The following is a 16,290-nucleotide window of genomic DNA, read 5'->3' as shown; positions in this document are numbered from 1 at the left end:
AGTTTAAATTTGCTTATTAAGCTTCGGGAAGGTTCAAATGTTGAGCTCGATTCGCCAGGCCGCCGTGGCCGATCTTTTCTATCCGGCAGATCCCGTCGAACTGACGGCTCAAATCAAACAATTCCTCTGCGCGACTAACGACAAATGCGGTGAACAGGGAATAAAGCCCGGCGGCAAGCAGCGACCTAAGGCACTCATCGTTCCCCATGCGGGATATATCTATTCCGGGGCTGTAGCCGGACGCGCTTTCGCTCGCCTCCTTGACGATAATAAGATAGAGACGGTGGTTTTACTGGGGCCGGCACATCGAGTCTACCTCCAAGGCTGCGCCCTCCCCGAGGCCAACACCTTTGCGACCCCCTTAGGGAAAATACCCATTGAGCAGCAGAACTATGAAGCGTTAAGCGCCTTAGACGCCGTGACCATCTCAGATCTACCACACCTCGATGAACATTGTCTGGAGGTGCAGCTGCCATTTTTGCAGCTTTGTCTGCAGCGATTTAAATTGCTTCCCATCGTGGTGGGTGAATGCTCCCCCTCTGTGGTGGCCGATATTCTGGAGCTGTTTAGCCAACGGGAAAATACCTTGATAGTGGTGAGTACAGATCTCAGCCATTACCACACCTATGACGAGGCCTGCAGGCTCGACAGACAGACCTGTGAACAGATATTGGACTTAAGCACGCAAATATCATCTCATCAGGCTTGTGGCTGCTATGCCCTCAATGGGCTGAACATGTATGCTAAACGCCACGAGCTGGCCATTAAGCAAATATGTTACCTCAACTCCGGCGACAGTGCCGGTGATAAGAGTAAGGTGGTAGGCTATGCCAGCTTCGCCCTGTATTAATCTCACCATAGAAGAGAAACAACGCCTGTTAGCCTTGGCCAGACAGACCCTGGTTGATTATTTTGCCCCGCAGCAAACTGACATTGAGAGCCTGTCAGATGATGCCCTGCTCTCCCGCCATGTCGGTTGCTTTGTCACCCTATTTCTCGATGGGGATCTTAGCGGTTGTATGGGAGATATCGAAGGTCATCGACCCCTATCAAAGAGCATTCCCGAACTGGCGCTTTGCAGCGCCTTTAAAGATAATCGGTTTCTTCCCCTGCTTGCATCACAAATGGAGCGGCTCACGGTTGAGCTCTCGGTGCTCTCCCCCCTTAGTCAGTTAAAGATCAGGGATGAGGATGCACTACTTCGTTATCTGGCAGAACATCGATACGGCGTGGTATTAAGCGATGCCTTTCATCGTTCTGTCTACCTGCCTCAGGTATGGGAGCAACTCCCCCAGCCCGGAGAATTTATCAGGGAGTTAAAACGCAAAGGTGGCTGGGCCTCCGGCCATTGGTCTGATGATATGCGGGTCGAGTTATTCACCGTAGAGCATTTTCGTGAGTAGAGGGCTTTAATGAATAGCGCGCTAATGAATAGCGCATCTTAGAAAGCTGAAAGCATTGTTTGTGAATAAACTGGCGAAGAGACCCACAGGGGCAAGTAGAAAGGTCTTTCAAAGGGGCTATTTGAACTGACTATTCGAACAGACAAGGCCCTTTCTACTATCAAATATTGAGCCGTCGGTCACACCACTTTAAGTATGCTCGATGAGCGTAGCTGAAACTTCTCAATCAGATTCAATAAATTGACCGCTTGTTGTTTAACTTCACCAACATTTCCATTGAGGTTATCGAGCATCATGGCACTTTGTTGAATGTTACTATCGACACTCCCGACAGAGTGAGTAACATAAGAGACTTGTTTTTGCTGCTCTTTCATCGCCAATGTGACTTCGTCTACATTATCCCGTACATTCTCACTCGATATGGTGATCTGCTTAAGCAGCTCTCCCGATTCTGTAACCAGGCCTGCACCTGCGTTGACCTTATCCACTGAGTCATTAATCAGCCCCGAGATCTCCTTGGCGGCATCGGCACTACGCTGGGCTAAATTTCTCACCTCTGCCGCGACAACCGCGAAGCCTCTTCCCTGCTCACCCGCTCTGGCGGCCTCAACCGCCGCATTCAAGGCTAACAGATTAGTCTGAAAGGCTATCTCATCGATAACCCCGATAATATTAGACATCTTAGAGCTGGACTGAGTAATGTCTTCCATCGCACTAATCACGTGCTCGACGACACGCTCGCCATCGACCGCAAACTGGTAAGCTTGCACAGACATATCCGCCGACGCCTGAGCCTTGCATAAAGAGTTATCGATTGAGGCCTGCATTTGAGTCATTGAACTTGAGATGGCTTCCAGGCTGGCAACTTGCTCATCGACTTGCTGGTTCAGACCAGAGGTTTCATCTGATGCATCCTTAGTCTTGTGATTAACAACATCTGCCGAACTTCGGATCTCTTGAATCATGGAGACAAGGTTATCAACCGTACGATTAATACTCTGCTTCAGGCTGGCATACTGACCTTCAACCTCAAGCTGAAAAGATTGAGTCAGATCTCCTCTGGCCACAGACTCCATCACGTCCTTAGATTGACCCAAAGTGGACTCCAGAGAGTCACAGGTAAGGTTCACAGATTGAGACAATTGATTAAAATCACCGGCGGTGTCGATACTCACTCGCTGATCCAACTGCCCATGAACCAATGAATTCATCACCTCAGATATGGCCTTAACCACTTGATCGCATGTCATGGCGGCTAAATTAACACTATCTTTCAACTCCAGCAGTTGCCCTCTTGCATTAACCACCACCTGCTGCTCAAACTCGCCCCGCGCGATCTTCCTCATTACAGTGATGATGTCATTGACCACATCATTCGAGCCGGACGCAGCCTGATTGATGCTGAGTTTAAGGCGAGCAAGATCGCCTTTAGCTTCCACAGTGACATTCTGACTGAAATCTCCCTGCGCTAACCCCTCCATCACCTGGATGATCTCTCTGATAATTTCATCAGTAGTATTGGATGCTGCATTAACGCTATGTTTAATCAAGGCTAATTGACCTTGAGCGTCACATTCAACTTGCTTGCCGTACACCCCTTCTTGCATCTGTTGCATCACAGAGACAATCTCTTCGATAATCGTCTGGGTATTTTCAATATTGTGATTAATCGCCTGCTTAAATGCGGCAAGCTCACCTTGAGCGGAGGCATTAACCCGTACGTTATAATCTCCCCTCTCCAGCTTCTGTATAACATTCACGGCATCTTCAATAAATATCGCCGTAGTTTGCGCCGTGTTATTCACCATATCAGTCAGATCATTCAACTGACCGTGGGCCTCAACCTCGACCCTTTGGGTGAAGTCCCCTTTCTGAATAGACTCCATCACTCGACCAATATCATCGATTGACTCCGTAATCGATTGAGCAGAGTTATTAATCGTTTGCTTGAGCTCGTTAAGGTCTCCAACTAAGGGGGTTTTTACACGATGACGAAAATTCCCCTTAGCAAGCTGCTCAACAGTACCGTTGATATCCTGAACCGCGAGATCGAGCGAACTCAACATCTCATTTAAGGCCGTAGCAGCCTGCCCCGTTTCATCCTGGCTGCGCACCTGCGCTCGCATAGAGAAACGCCACTGTCTCTTCAGCTCTAAGATAAAGGTCGATAGCTCCTGTATCGGAGAGGCAATAGAGCGTCCAAATTTTATCGCGACCAGCAGAGTCAGTATCAGTAACCCCACGACCATCACAATAAAGAGTAACTTCAGCGAAGATATTGCAGCATAAGCCTCCTCAGAACTCTGCTCTACGATTACAGCCCACTGCGTCCCCATAACATCCAATGGCGCAAAGGCCGCGACGACATCGTCTCCGCGGTAGTTAGTGCTCTCGATGAAACCGGACTCACGCTTCAACGCTTGTTGAACCTGTAGGCTATTAACCAGATTCGCCTCGCCTTGGCTGAAGGACTCGCTGACCGAAAAAGCTTTATCAAAAAAGCTATCTGAACGCATCTTATTATCATCACCGACCAGGTACGACTCTCCCGTAACACCTAAACCAAATGTTGAGCTCATTACCTGGCTCACTCTGTCTAAAGGCAATTGAAAAATCAGTACTCCGGTTATCTCTCCATTTGCCCAAATAGGGCTGGCTATAAAGCTTGCCGGTGCTTCATAGGAAGGGGTATAGGAGGAGTAATCAACGAAGGAGACTTTTTGGGTTTGCATCACCTGCCTATAAGCTTTGGCTAAGCCACTTTCTTTATAGGGGCCGGCCTGTAAATTTGTCGCAAAATCCAGCTCCTTATAAACCGAATAGACCACATCATGACTGGCGGCATCGATAATGAAAATATCGTAATAACCAAATTCAGAAACGTAACTGCTAAAGTCTCGATGAAACTGATTATGTGCACGTTCATAGGCGGTATCACCACCGCTATCAATGAGCTTATCTTTCTCTCCTAGAGGGTGAGTATTGAGACTGATATAGGTCGTTTGTAACGCTTTAGCTGTTGGCGAAAGAGCCGCCACCAGCCCGGTGCCATCTATCTCGGTGCGAGTCTCGGCAACATACTTTTGTTTGAATTCATCCAGGTAATAGGCTGACAAAGATTGGAGGCTGTAAGGTTCGCTCGAGTCTGAAAGATAGGAGTGATAGCCACCGGAAAAAGCCTCCAGCGCCCGGTGAGCCAGTCCACTGCGGCTTAAGTTGCGAAGTTGAGATTCGGCAGTAGCAAAATACTGTTCGATAATGCTGGTCTTTAACTCGACCACAGCGGTCAAAGCCGAAGACTTATCATGGGAGAGGGCTTGTGAACTGTTATAGAGAGCGATTGAGGCGATGACTATGGCTGGAAACAAACCTATAAAAGATAGGACAAGAGTTAACTTTCTGGCGAGTGGCATATCTTTAAAAAATTGATTCATGGCTAGCCTCCTTTGCTGACACCATAAAAAAAGGATCTGAACTTCCATAAGATCCCTGTTTAACCTCGATAGCTAGCAAGTATAGGTCAAGACTTAACAATTCAATTGAAAAGATTAATCATTTAGGTTTATTAAAAGTGTAAACGTTGTTTACACTTGCCAGCAAAACCTTTCATTTTCATGGGTATAGACAGTAAAAATAAAATCATATCGTTTAAAATCAATGCTCACCTCTCAGGCGAAGGCTCATTCGTGTAAATGCATAGGAGCGGGTATCTATCCTGAACATATCTTCAAGCTCACCATTTTTGATAAAACCCGTCGCTTGATAGAGACCGACAGCAGGCAAGTTTTCGGATAGCACCCAGAGATCGATCCACTCGATTCCGGCTTCATCTTTAGCCCACTGTTTGACGGTTCTTATCAGTTTTTGACCCAATCCCATGCGTCTGGCATCTCGATGTACGCCCATGCCAAGCAAGGCCCTGTGCTGCGTGTGGGCCTCCGGATGACCACGAAGATCGATATGACCCATGATGACTCCATGCTTATCGAATGCTCCCCAGACTCGTCGCCAGCCAGATTGTGGGAAATCGACGGTCATTCCTGACGTGAAGCGCTGCTCCATCTCAGTGGTTAAACCTGTAGAGCGCCGGGACATAGGCTGAAAAAGCGGGCCATCGCCCTGTCCATTCTCTGATAATTGCTCACTCAAATAGGCAAAGAATTGCTCGAGCTCTCGCTCCACAATGAGGCGAATTTCAACTTTAGTCTCTTCCATCGTTTAATCTTTCCTCTCAGTTAGTCACACTAAACCAAATGGAGATATCTTCTCATCGTATTGATTTTGGTTCCATTTCTCATATACAGGTCAAACATACATCATAATCAAGATGTTCCCAAGTTAATCACCAAAGCCATAGAAACCTAACAATCAAATCAAAACTAACTTTAATACAAGCAGTTAAACGGGTTAAATATTAATTTTCAACACTATAAAGAGGAACGAACACTTTTCAATTTAAACCTATCTGTATGGCACATAACCTGCGATATTTAAGCTCTTCCTGCGGTGCTAAGACAAAAACGATAAAAGTGCTGAAACATAAACTCTGTTTAAATATCTATATTCACTTTGGTGTTTTTCACCAAATTAGGTAAAGTGTCGGCAGCAATCATTAACGTTCCGGTAATCTGAATAATCGTAATTACCACGAACATTTAAAATAAAACCAATAATTATAAATAATATAATATTTGAAGGAAGGGTATGAGCGACTCAAAAGATGCTTACGCAGGTAATGACCTGCGAGAAGTCAAGCAGCTGGGTATGTGGGCCTCCATTGCCAGCTTAAGTTACATTTTCTGGATTGTCGGCGGCATGGAGCTCGTTGAGCGAATTGCTTACTACGGCGTAAAAGCCAGTGCCGGTCTTTATGCTAAAGCACCAGTTTCTGAGGGTGGCTTAGGAATAAGCCTGAACGACTACGGTATCATTATCGCTCTCTGGGCCATGATGCAGACCTTTGTCCCGGTATTTACCGGCGGGATCTCCGATAGAGTCGGTTATAAAGAGACCATCTTTGCCTCCACCTTAATCAAGATCTCCGGCTATTTAGTGATGGCCTTCTTCCCTAGCTTCTATGGTTTCCTGTTCGGTGCCATATTACTCGCTGGAGGTACTGGTATTTTTAAACCCGGTATTCAGGGAACCCTGGTACTTTCCACAGGCAGACAGAACACCTCCATGGCTTGGGGCATCTTCTATCAGGTGGTCAATATTGGTGGCTTCCTTGGTCCTCTGGTTGCCGTGCATATGCGCCAACTTTCCTGGGATAATGTCTTCTACGCTTGTGCGGCGATAATCTCCTTCAACTTCCTCTTTCTACTCGCCTATAAAGAGCCGGGAAAAGAGGAGCGATTGGAGCGCAACCGCAAAATAAAATCCGGTGAAATTCAGCAACAGGCACTGTGGCGAGATGCACTGCATGAGCTTAAAAAGCCGGTGGTTATCTACTATATGCTGGTATTTGCCGGTTTCTGGTTCCTGTTTAATTCACTCTTCGATGTACTCCCAATCCATATCGCCGAATGGGTCGACACCAGCGTCATCGTCACATCCCTGTTTGGTCCGGAGGGCACCTCAAATGGTTTCTTCCAATTTTGGCTGGGACTGGACAACACAGGAACTAAGGTGATGCCGGAAGGCATGCTCAACCTCAATGCGGGTATGATCATGACGACCTGCTTCCTGGTCGCGGCATTAACCGCTAAATACCGCATCACCACTGCTATGCTTGGTGGCTGTCTGCTGAGTATTTTCGCCTTCGTGTTAGTGGGTGCAACCAATGCGGCCTGGATGATAGTACTGGCCATTGCCATGTTCTCTTTTGGTGAGATGATGATCAGCCCCAAGAAGAATGAGTTTATGGGTAACATTGCACCGGAAGGCAAGAAAGCCATGTATCTTGGCTTTGTCATGTTACCCCAGGGCATCGGCTGGACACTTGAAGGCTATTTTGGTCCTAAACTCTATGAGATGTATGCCTCGAAAGAGATCTTCTCTCTGGATCTATTGTCAGAGCGTGGCATGAGTGCTGCCGAGGTGAGTGCCATCCCGCAGGGTGAGGCCTTCAGTACATTGGTCGCCTATACCGGCGAACCAGCTCAAGAGCTGACGACCTTGTTATATAACACCCATAACATAGGTATGGCCTGGTACATCATTGCTGCAATTGGCACCATATCTGCCGTGGGGATCTATCTATATGGAAAGTGGTTGCTGAAACTGCAACGAGCTTAATAGTTAACTTATCTCAGGACGAGACAGTTAAAACAAAAAAGGCTGACATCAAGTGTCAGCCTTTTTTTTGAATCTAATCCCCATCGGTATAAAGCAACGAATTAAGCGACTTTTAGATGAGCTTCAGCTTGAAAAGGCTGAACCGCCTTCGGCGCTAGTTCACCAACAGGCAAAATAGTGCGGCCATATTCGGCATTCAACACCTGTGCCATGGCGAAGTAGATAGCGCTTGCACCACAGAAGATACCTTCGAAACCGGCGATAGTACCGATAAGCTCGCTGCCGGTAAAATCTCTGGCCGCCAAAAGAAAGAACAAAATCGTTAATGAACCAAATACAACCTGCTTGGCGCGTGGGTAACGTAGTGAGCCGACAAACATAAACGCAGTAAAGATACCCCATAGTGTCAAATACCAGCCCATGAAACCTGCTGGGCTTGCAGCTGCCAGTCCCATCTTAGGCAATACGAGTAAGCCAACAAGTGTTAACCAGAACAAGCCATATGAGGTGAAAGCGGTAGTGCCAAATGTATCACCACGCTTAAAGCACATGCAGCCAACGATTACCTGGCTTAAGCCACCGTAGAAAATTCCCATTGCCAGGATCATAGAATCAATTGGGAAGAAACCCGCATTGTGAATGTTTAATAGTACGGTAGTCATACCGAAGCCCATAAGGCCTAATGGTGCTGGGTTAGCTAGTTTCGTCGACATCGATTTCCCCTACAGGAATTTTCCAACAGAATTAATTATTAAAAATATATCCAAATCACCTAACTATTTACGTAGGTCCGCATATTGAAGTGATCTGGACATAAATCATGCGCGGCGCATTCTAGAGGAAGGGATTTAACATATCAAACGAGTAAACAGCTGCGTGATTAAGACGGATAATAATCGATGTACCTATTAACAAATGCAGGAGTAAAATACGATAACGCACTGATTACAAAGCTATTAAGAATGAATTTATTCATGTTAAACGCTTATTCGCAAAATAAATGGGAAAACGGCCACACACCAGAAAACTAATTTATTTCAAAGAGTTAATAGATTGCGAGTATTAGACCTGAAACCTTGCCACGACAAAGAGTCGACTCAAGTCACGCAAACACCAATAAGCGTGACCAGGCACGCAGTAATGCGATATTCGATATAACATGCAAACTCCCTAAACTATCTAAACAGCACGCCTTAAGAACCAGGTTCACAAATACCCGATTTATTGAGAGCAAGGTCTCAAAATCGTTAAATAGGATCTCTATTGAGTAAAACTCACATGCTTTCGTCTGGATCTATAGAGTCCAGCAAAAACAATGAATCCGAACAAATGAAAAAAAGATGTTATGAACCACTATGTTAGCGGGCCACAGAAACACTCAAAGCAGTTACAAGGCGGTATCAAGTTGATAAAAAATGGGGCCCTAAAGGCCCCAAAATCAACAAAGATCTGTTAACAAAATGCCACTTAAAAAAATCTGTGGGATGCAGGGATGATCCCACAGAGGGTGAAATATTATATTAGTATCTAGTGAGCCCCCCCCGCATGCATCTTGTCGATACCATAGGTCTTACCTTCGCCATGACAAGTTGAGCAAGACTCAACAGGTAGAGCCGAGGTAGCAACCGCTTCACCTTCTACAATCGCACCATTGCTCTTGAAGTGAGCCAGAGCTGCAGGTCCTGAGTGAGCGTGACAAGTACGGCAAGCTTCTGCGACAGGTGAGATAAACATGGTTGCACCACCATCGACTGCGATAGCACGCTTACCGGAAGTTAACCCACCGTCGGCAGCGAACAAGTTAACACCATCTTTATGACATGCACTACATTGAGTCTCAACGGCTGGGAAACCTAATGTTTCCATATCTGAATTAAGATGTATTGCAGGGAAGCCTCTGTTGTCATCCCAAAGACCCGTATGGAAACGGTGTGCAACAGCGAACAGGTCACGAGTGTGGTAAGTCAGACCTTCAACTGGCTTGAAGATAGGATTACCATCGGCGTCAACCTCATCACTCTTGTACTCAACACCGACATGATATGAGCCACCCCATGTATTATTGTGACAACCTACACATTGGTCGAAGCGCTCGTTACCATAGTGTTTAGCAATACCCAGCGACGTATGACAAGTATTACACTTAGCTTCATCGGCCGTCATGCGTAGCGGATCACTTTGACGGGCAATGGTTGCCCCGCTGCCATCGGCATTAGCAAGGTTCCAATAAGCTGCATCCATAGTGACGGCAACATAGCCGATGTCATACTGGGCTTCACCGCTGCCATCTAAGCAGGCAACCATCATGCCTTTCGAGTCAGTACACACAGAGAAACGTGGTGTAATGGCAATGCTCTTGCCACCCAAGTTATATTCGGCGGTTTGAGTCACAACCAACTTGCCACCGGCAGCCGCTGTACCATTAAGATTGACTGATGCGCTACCGTAGTAAGTGCCGTCAGTATCAACCCAGCCGGTCTTCATCTCGTCATACTTAGTGAACTCAGTGAACTCGAAGCCATCGGCAACTGGAGCACCATCAACCGTCACATCGAAAGTAACAACGATTTCATCTTCAATGGGTGACACATTTTCAGTATATGAGACAGAACTAACGGCAATCTCAATCGAGTCTGTTGCCATCGCACGTATACCCACGTTGTGCGCCTGTATAGGACTCAGACTACCAGCACCATGACAACCTGAACAGGCTGCGTCACTTCCGGGAACGATACCCAGGTGATTTTCACCGGTTGTGAAATCGACATCCATATGACATCCCTGACACGCTTCGGCGTAGACATTATCATTCCAGCCCGATGCGCCATCATGACAGGTAGTACATTCGTTGAGTTCACTTGGGAAGCCTATTTCACCAAACTCCTCTTTCGCCTCACCAACAAGCTCGTCACCGAAATGATGACCCTTATGTATGGTATGGATCATCGCATTGAAGTTGGCGTTAAAGCCTTTCTCGGGATCGTCTTGTCCACCCGCGTACGCAGGGTTATGACAGGTGATACAGTTTTCAACTTTTTGATAGTTATGGTGAGCACCGATATTAGCGATACGCACATCACCTTCTCCATAACCATCCATCTGAGTGTGACACTTGATGCAGGCTGCGTTGGAAACGATATCCTTTGTTGAAACGGCGAGCTCGCCGGTGGATGGGTTAAAATCAAGGGGAGTAGAGAGTAACTTATCGGAGATCCCTTCGCCTTGACTGTCGACCACATTATATGAGCGGATCATGACTCGATAGAGAGTATTTGGATCGCCGGCGGCCAATACGACGGGTGCATTACCGTCATGCACCCATGAGCCGGTATAAGTACCTGGGTTTTCAGCGTCTTCAACTAAGGTACATGCATCCACTTCTGCACCACCACGAGCTGTGGCCTTACCTGTTGGTGTACAGTACATGCTTGAGCCAAATTCATTGGTTAGGGCATTGTTGGCCCATAGCATGGGGGCACCGGTATCAGTGGTATTAACGGTCTGATTAGTCACGTATAGCGCAACTTTATCTAACCCAACAAAAGGTACAGCTTCACCTTTACTGTTTTTACCGGTAACGGTGAATTTGAGTGAGAAATCTTCAGTTCCAACAACAACGATATCGGCTGGCGCTAAGGTCAGTACAAAATCAGCTGCCGAGTTTACAGTGTTAGTAAATGAGCCTGCAGGTAATCCCGGAGTTCCCGGAGTCCCCGGTGTTCCAGGATCTCCCGGAGCACCATCTTTACCATCATCGCCATCACACGCGGTAAGGCCAATGACACTAATCAGTGCCATGGCCAGTAAGGATCCATTATATTTTTTCATCATCAGTCCCTATATAAGTTTTTCCTGCTATCGCAGTAGAACAAATATAAAAGAACCTGACAAAAATGTTGTAATTTAGTGACTAACTTGTGATTAACAATTGAAGATTCAGATATAGTAATTTCAATATCTGCAAAAGGTAATTTCGATAAGTAGAATTAAAGTCGATTATCATGAAGAGGTCAGTAACCCCTTAATAATATTGATTATCATTTCTCGACTTTCAACTGTGTATCGGCGATGGGAAGTCGGTTTCTCTATTAAATAATATTGTGGAGACATCATATCGCCGTGAAGTTTCTTCATCTCTGCTTCGGGTAACTCCTCTATGCGGATCCCGGGCATATTGTTAATAATTTCAGCCTCTACCGCCGGAGCAAAAGCCAGGCTCCCCATGGTTAATAAGTTGCTGTACCACTGCTCCTTACCTTTGACCTTTTCGACACTTAGAAGCTCTATTCCCGACTGGCGGCAATAGAGTTCCAGAGGATCTATCTTGTCATTGAATCCCTTACCTTCCAGATAGAGGAAAGGGTGCTTACAAATTTCATCTAAGCTCAAATGAGGAAGGTGCTCCCAAATGGGATGTCTGGAATTTCCTGCCAGATAAACTGAATCTAAGGTACCTAAGTGTTCGAAATTGAGATCGAGATGATGCGAATTATCGAAGGCCAACCCTAAGTCCAGCCCTCCGCTGTGGATCAACTCGGCAGAGTCATCCTTCCACGGATGGAGTCGGATCTTACCTATGCTTTTCAGAGAATCATTATTGCATAACACTAAAGAGAGACTCGCCATGATGCCCGGCGTCACAGCAATATTGAGAATGGGGGTTGAATCAAAATGGTTGACTTCAAACGCCACCTGTTCGATTTTTGCCACCGAATCGCAAAACTGGCAGATAGGCTCATAAAGGTGCTCGGCTAACGGGGTTGGTTTCAACCCTAACTGACGACGATAAAATAGCTCATCATCAAACGTCGTCCGCAACATGGTCAGGCAGCGACTGATTTTAGGTGCCGAGACATTCAGCTCTTTTGCAGCCGAATTAGCATGACCGGTTTGAAAAATGATTTTAAATACCAATAAACAAAATACGTCCAGTTCACTGATCTTCTTAAGTGTATGATTAGTCATTTTGTATTGAATTTACCTATTCGTGGTGATAGGTATAGCACATCAGATATGTTAAATGAATGATCTGGATTAATTGAACCTTAAATCATCTCTTTGACTTTATTAGAAACTACAGCGCTATCTCCTTAGGGGTAAGCACCCGACTCTCCCCTGGTTTCAAGTTATTATCGAGTACTATGTTGCCCACCGAAATTCGATGTAATCCTATGACAGGGTTACGGAAGCGACCAAACATGCGCTTAATTTGGTGGTAGCGCCCCTCATAAAGCGTCACTAATGCCGTATAACTATCGATAATTTCGAGCTCTGCCGGCAAGGTGGTAATATCTTCAAACTCAAAATACATACCTTGAGCAAACCCGGAAATATAGTCGGGAGTCAGAGGGTTCTGCAAATGGACGCGGTAAAGTTTACCTACCTTATGCTCAGGATCCATTAACCGCTTCGACCAACGCCCATCGTTTGTAAGTAATAGCAGACCGGATGTATTGAGATCCAATCGACCCACGATATGCAGGCTCTCCTTATCATCTTGCTCTAACAAGTCGATCACTGTTCTGTGTTTATCGTCTATCGTCGCACTCACCACTCCAACGGGCTTATGCAACATGACATAACTGGCCTCGTTAGCCTGTAGCACCTTGTCGTCTAGGCAAATATGAGAAAACTCATCCACAACTTGGTCGATATCACGGGCAAGCTCACCATCGACCCTAACGCGCCCCTTGGCCAACATAAGCCGAACATGTTTACGGTTAATACCTGTATTGACGCTGATAAATCGGTCTAATCTGGCGCGCTTCGATTCCATCTCTTTTTTACCACTAGTTAATCGGTGTAATCCGGTAAGCACAGCGACGTGCACCCTCGATAATATGCTCTTCACGGCTAACTTCTGCCTCCTCCTTTAACAAGATTTGAAACAGATTTAACTCCGAGCGACAGAAGTTGAGGCACTTACTCGCCGCGGCGCAGATAGGACAATGATTTTCCAATAGCCAAAAGTCATTCCCCGCTTCGTTAACCGTTGCCATATAGCCCTCAATCGATCTCAGTTCGGCCAAGGCTCGAAGCTTAGACTTAAGCGTATCTTCACCGGCTAACCTCTGTTGGTAGAGCTCGAGGGAGCTTTGCTCTCGGTGCGAAATGAGCTTATCCAATCCACTATCGCCAAATACCGTAATAACAGAATCGATCAGTTGAACTGAGAGTTCTTCGTGGCGGTCGGAGAAGTGAATGTTGCTTTTTGGCGTTAGAGACCAGTACCGGGTAGGACGTCCCCGGGGGGCTTTTTTATCCTCGAAGCAGATATCCCCTTCCTCCTCCAAGGCTTGCATATGCTGACGCACTCCCATTGTCGTGAGAGACAGCTCAGTGGCAAGCACCTTAGCGGTAAGCGGGCCTTGAGTTTTAAGTAGCTGCATGATCTTTTCACTGGTTTTCATAAGATGCTCCTCTCTCCCGCCATTATTACCTATCCAGACATTAAGTAAACTTTTTTATTTACTTTTTATCTGAAGATCCCTTTACAACATTTAGTAAAGTATCTACATTATAAAACAATTAGTAAACAAAAAGGTTTATTTAAATGAGATTACTTATTGTCAGTGGCAGTCAGAGAGCTCAGTCACAGAGCGCTAAAGTAGCCAAATACATGAGTTCGGTAGCGACAGGTTATTCAGAGGTCAGTCATATAGAGCTGTGTCGTTTCGACCTGCCGTTTTGGGACGGTGAGCCCGAGAGTAAATCCGGAGAGGGAAACCCATGGACCATGATAAGTTATAAGGTTCGTCGAGCCGATGCGCTGATCCTTATCACTCCGGAATGGGGGGGCATGGCCTCTCCACTTCTGAAAAACTTCCTATTGATGTGCGATAACCAGGATACCGCCCATAAGCCAGCCCTGTTGGTTTCGGTCGTCAGCGGGATCAGCGGTGCCTACCCGATCGCAGAACTTAGAATGAACGCACTTAAGAACAACAAACTGGTTGCGCTACCGGACCATCTGATTATTCGAAACGTAACAGAAGTCCTCAATACTAACGCCTCTCTCGCTAGTGCCTCCCTCGATGGTGAGCAGGAAATCGAGTGTAAATTTGAGTCTAAACGTGAAATTGATTTAAGGGCGCGCATCGATTACAGCTTACATATGCTGCACCAATACAGTGGCGCCTTGGTTGAGATCCGAAATAGACATGACTCAACTCCCTACCCTAAGCAACAGGAATATTGCTACGGCATGTAGTTTTAGAAAGAGGTCAGAACCATGAGGATGAATCAAATCACTTTCCCGGTATATGAGATGAAAGCTGCAGTCGAATTTTACCAAAAGATGGGCTTCGAATTGATTGTCGATACCCCCCATTATGCAAGGTTTCACTGCCTGGATGGCGATGCCAGTTTTTCTCTCTCTTTACAGGAAAAAAGCGAGAAGAATACCAGCACGATATACTTCGAACATGAACACCTCGATGAGTTGGTTCTGCATCTGGTTGAACGCGGTTTCGTATTCGACCAGATGCCAACCGACCAGACATACCTCTGGCGCGAGGCCATACTGCATGATCCCAGTGGCAACCAAATTAAACTTTTTTGGGCCGGAAATAACCGTTTATACCCGCCCTGGCGAGTAAAAAAGCACGACCAACTTTAACAATCAAGAAGTTCAAGCTAGATTCAACAAGGAGCAAATCATGATACATCTCGAACACGTAAACTTAGTCGTTGAAGATATCCCTAAAACACTGCACTTTTATCGTGCAGCATTTCCCCATTGGAAAGTTCGGGGGGGCGGAGAGGGAAGCTGGCACGGTAAACCCAGAGACTGGGTCCATTTCGGTGACGACTACCAATACTTAACCTTTAACAATGATGGAGTCGGTGAAAACCGCGACCTAACGGGTCATCAAATTGGGCTGGCTCATTTCGCATTTGTCACCGATGACCTGGATGCAATCATCGAACGACTGGATAAGGCTGGATACCCGGTTGATAAAGAGGGTGCTGAAGATGATTTCAGGCGTAATGTTTACTACATAGATCCAAATGGCTATGAAGTTGAGTTTGTACAGTATCTAAGTGATATTCCGTCTGAGCGAAATAGATACGACTAACACAAGGATAGAGGATAGAGGATAGAGAAATAGCATTGAGCCTGATCAACTCAACTTCTCTCGAAAACAAAACTGGGTATGCAGTCCTTATGGCTCAAACCTGAATGCCACTTACAATTAGCGAGGGGACTCCACTTAGGTAGAGCAACAGATATTATACAGAGGAGAATGATGAATGATGAGGCTAGCCTTACCAGATGATCAGGGTAAGCAGGACCAGATAGAAAAAGAACCCAGTGATATATACAGAAAAGAAATCATTCTTCGCGAGACGCTTTTCACTATTGAAGACTCCTGGGAAATAGAGCGGCTTTTGTATGCGACCAAAAGAGAGCACACCTAAGACAACTGCACCAGTCGTATACAGGAGGAATGAGAGTAAAAACTCCCAGAAAAACCAGAAAAAAAGTTCAGCTATGCTTCCTAACAACATGCCTTCTCCTTGCTCATCATCTCATTCAACCAATCAACCAATCAACCAATCAATCAGGGTTTATCTCTTAATTGACACGTTACCACTGTAACGATTCGAGGTGTAAATGTCATGTTAACTTTTGTTAACTGCAGGTTTA

Annotated in this window: 14 protein-coding genes; 6 read left to right on the top strand and 8 right to left on the bottom strand. The window is 46.0% G+C overall.

Translation table 11 applies throughout. The annotated features are described in order from the left end of the window. Positions 1–37: 37 nt before the first annotated feature. Both amrB and amrA read left to right on the top strand, forming a co-directional pair. Positions 38–850, top strand: a complete 813-nt coding sequence (gene amrB / locus SSED_RS05155) for an AmmeMemoRadiSam system protein B (RefSeq protein ID WP_012141351.1) — start codon at positions 38–40, stop codon at positions 848–850. Further along, positions 828–1,403 carry an AmmeMemoRadiSam system protein A gene (gene amrA / locus SSED_RS05150; protein WP_012141350.1) on the top strand — a complete coding sequence of 192 codons (576 nt, stop codon included), beginning with the start codon at positions 828–830 and terminating at the stop codon, positions 1,401–1,403. The genes amrB and amrA overlap by 23 nt, the downstream gene beginning before the upstream one ends. Before the next feature lie 179 nt (positions 1,404–1,582). Here the strand turns inward: amrA and SSED_RS05145 are convergent, their stop codons facing one another. Together SSED_RS05145 and SSED_RS05140 are read right to left on the bottom strand one after the other, a co-directional pair. Further along, positions 1,583–4,837, bottom strand: coding sequence for a methyl-accepting chemotaxis protein (locus SSED_RS05145; protein ID WP_049772103.1), 3,255 nt, complete (start codon positions 4,835–4,837; stop codon positions 1,583–1,585). Between the two features lie 220 nt (positions 4,838–5,057). Next, a complete protein-coding gene (locus SSED_RS05140; RefSeq protein ID WP_012141348.1) occupies positions 5,058–5,618 on the bottom strand; it encodes a GNAT family N-acetyltransferase in 561 nt (186 codons plus the stop codon). A gap of 489 nt (positions 5,619–6,107) precedes the next feature. On the opposite strand from SSED_RS05140, the gene SSED_RS05135 reads away from it, so the two are divergent. Continuing rightward, positions 6,108–7,640 (top strand): MFS transporter, encoded by a 1,533-nt coding sequence (locus SSED_RS05135; protein WP_012141347.1) that lies wholly within the window; start codon positions 6,108–6,110, stop codon positions 7,638–7,640. A 101-nt stretch (positions 7,641–7,741) separates the two neighbouring features. Here SSED_RS05135 and SSED_RS05130 read toward each other — a convergent pair whose 3' ends face one another. From SSED_RS05130 to SSED_RS05110, 5 genes are all read right to left on the bottom strand, one after another. Further along, complete coding sequence (locus tag SSED_RS05130) at positions 7,742–8,353, bottom strand: acetate uptake transporter (RefSeq protein WP_012141346.1); 612 nt, start codon at positions 8,351–8,353, stop codon at positions 7,742–7,744. An 814-nt stretch (positions 8,354–9,167) separates the two neighbouring features. After that, a complete protein-coding gene (locus SSED_RS05125; protein WP_012141345.1) occupies positions 9,168–11,468 on the bottom strand; it encodes an OmcA/MtrC family decaheme c-type cytochrome in 2,301 nt (766 codons plus the stop codon). 171 nt (positions 11,469–11,639) lie between these two features. Beyond that, positions 11,640–12,605 (bottom strand): LysR family transcriptional regulator, encoded by a 966-nt coding sequence (locus SSED_RS05120; protein WP_012141344.1) that lies wholly within the window; start codon positions 12,603–12,605, stop codon positions 11,640–11,642. Between the two features lie 109 nt (positions 12,606–12,714). Further along, complete coding sequence (locus SSED_RS05115) at positions 12,715–13,416, bottom strand: pseudouridine synthase (protein ID WP_041421548.1); 702 nt, start codon at positions 13,414–13,416, stop codon at positions 12,715–12,717. Positions 13,417–13,429: 13 nt separating this feature from the next. Then, the gene (locus SSED_RS05110) at positions 13,430–14,050 is read right to left on the bottom strand and encodes a helix-turn-helix transcriptional regulator (protein WP_012141342.1); all 621 of its coding nucleotides are present in this window, start codon (positions 14,048–14,050) and stop codon (positions 13,430–13,432) included. A 143-nt stretch (positions 14,051–14,193) separates the two neighbouring features. Between SSED_RS05110 and SSED_RS05105 the strand changes: the two genes are divergently transcribed. Genes SSED_RS05105 through SSED_RS05095 form a run of 3 tightly spaced genes read left to right on the top strand, consistent with a single transcriptional unit; the run spans position 14,194 to position 15,718 of the window. After that, on the top strand, positions 14,194–14,850 hold the full coding sequence (locus SSED_RS05105; protein ID WP_012141341.1) for an NAD(P)H-dependent oxidoreductase: 657 nt from the start codon (positions 14,194–14,196) through the stop codon (positions 14,848–14,850). Positions 14,851–14,871: 21 nt separating this feature from the next. Further along, positions 14,872–15,258 carry a VOC family protein gene (locus SSED_RS05100; RefSeq protein ID WP_012141340.1) on the top strand — a complete coding sequence of 129 codons (387 nt, stop codon included), beginning with the start codon at positions 14,872–14,874 and terminating at the stop codon, positions 15,256–15,258. Positions 15,259–15,298: 40 nt separating this feature from the next. Continuing rightward, a complete protein-coding gene (locus tag SSED_RS05095) occupies positions 15,299–15,718 on the top strand; it encodes a VOC family protein (protein WP_012141339.1) in 420 nt (139 codons plus the stop codon). Between the two features lie 190 nt (positions 15,719–15,908). Here the strand turns inward: SSED_RS05095 and SSED_RS05090 are convergent, their stop codons facing one another. After that, positions 15,909–16,151, bottom strand: a complete 243-nt coding sequence (locus SSED_RS05090; RefSeq protein ID WP_041421547.1) for a hypothetical protein — start codon at positions 16,149–16,151, stop codon at positions 15,909–15,911. Positions 16,152–16,290 lie beyond the last annotated feature (139 nt).

Origin of the sequence: Shewanella sediminis HAW-EB3 (genome assembly GCF_000018025.1) — a bacterium.
Taxonomy (GTDB): domain Bacteria; phylum Pseudomonadota; class Gammaproteobacteria; order Enterobacterales; family Shewanellaceae; genus Shewanella; species Shewanella sediminis.
The sequence above is the reverse complement of the archived record's forward strand: the minus strand, read 5'-3'. Positions and strand labels throughout refer to the sequence as shown.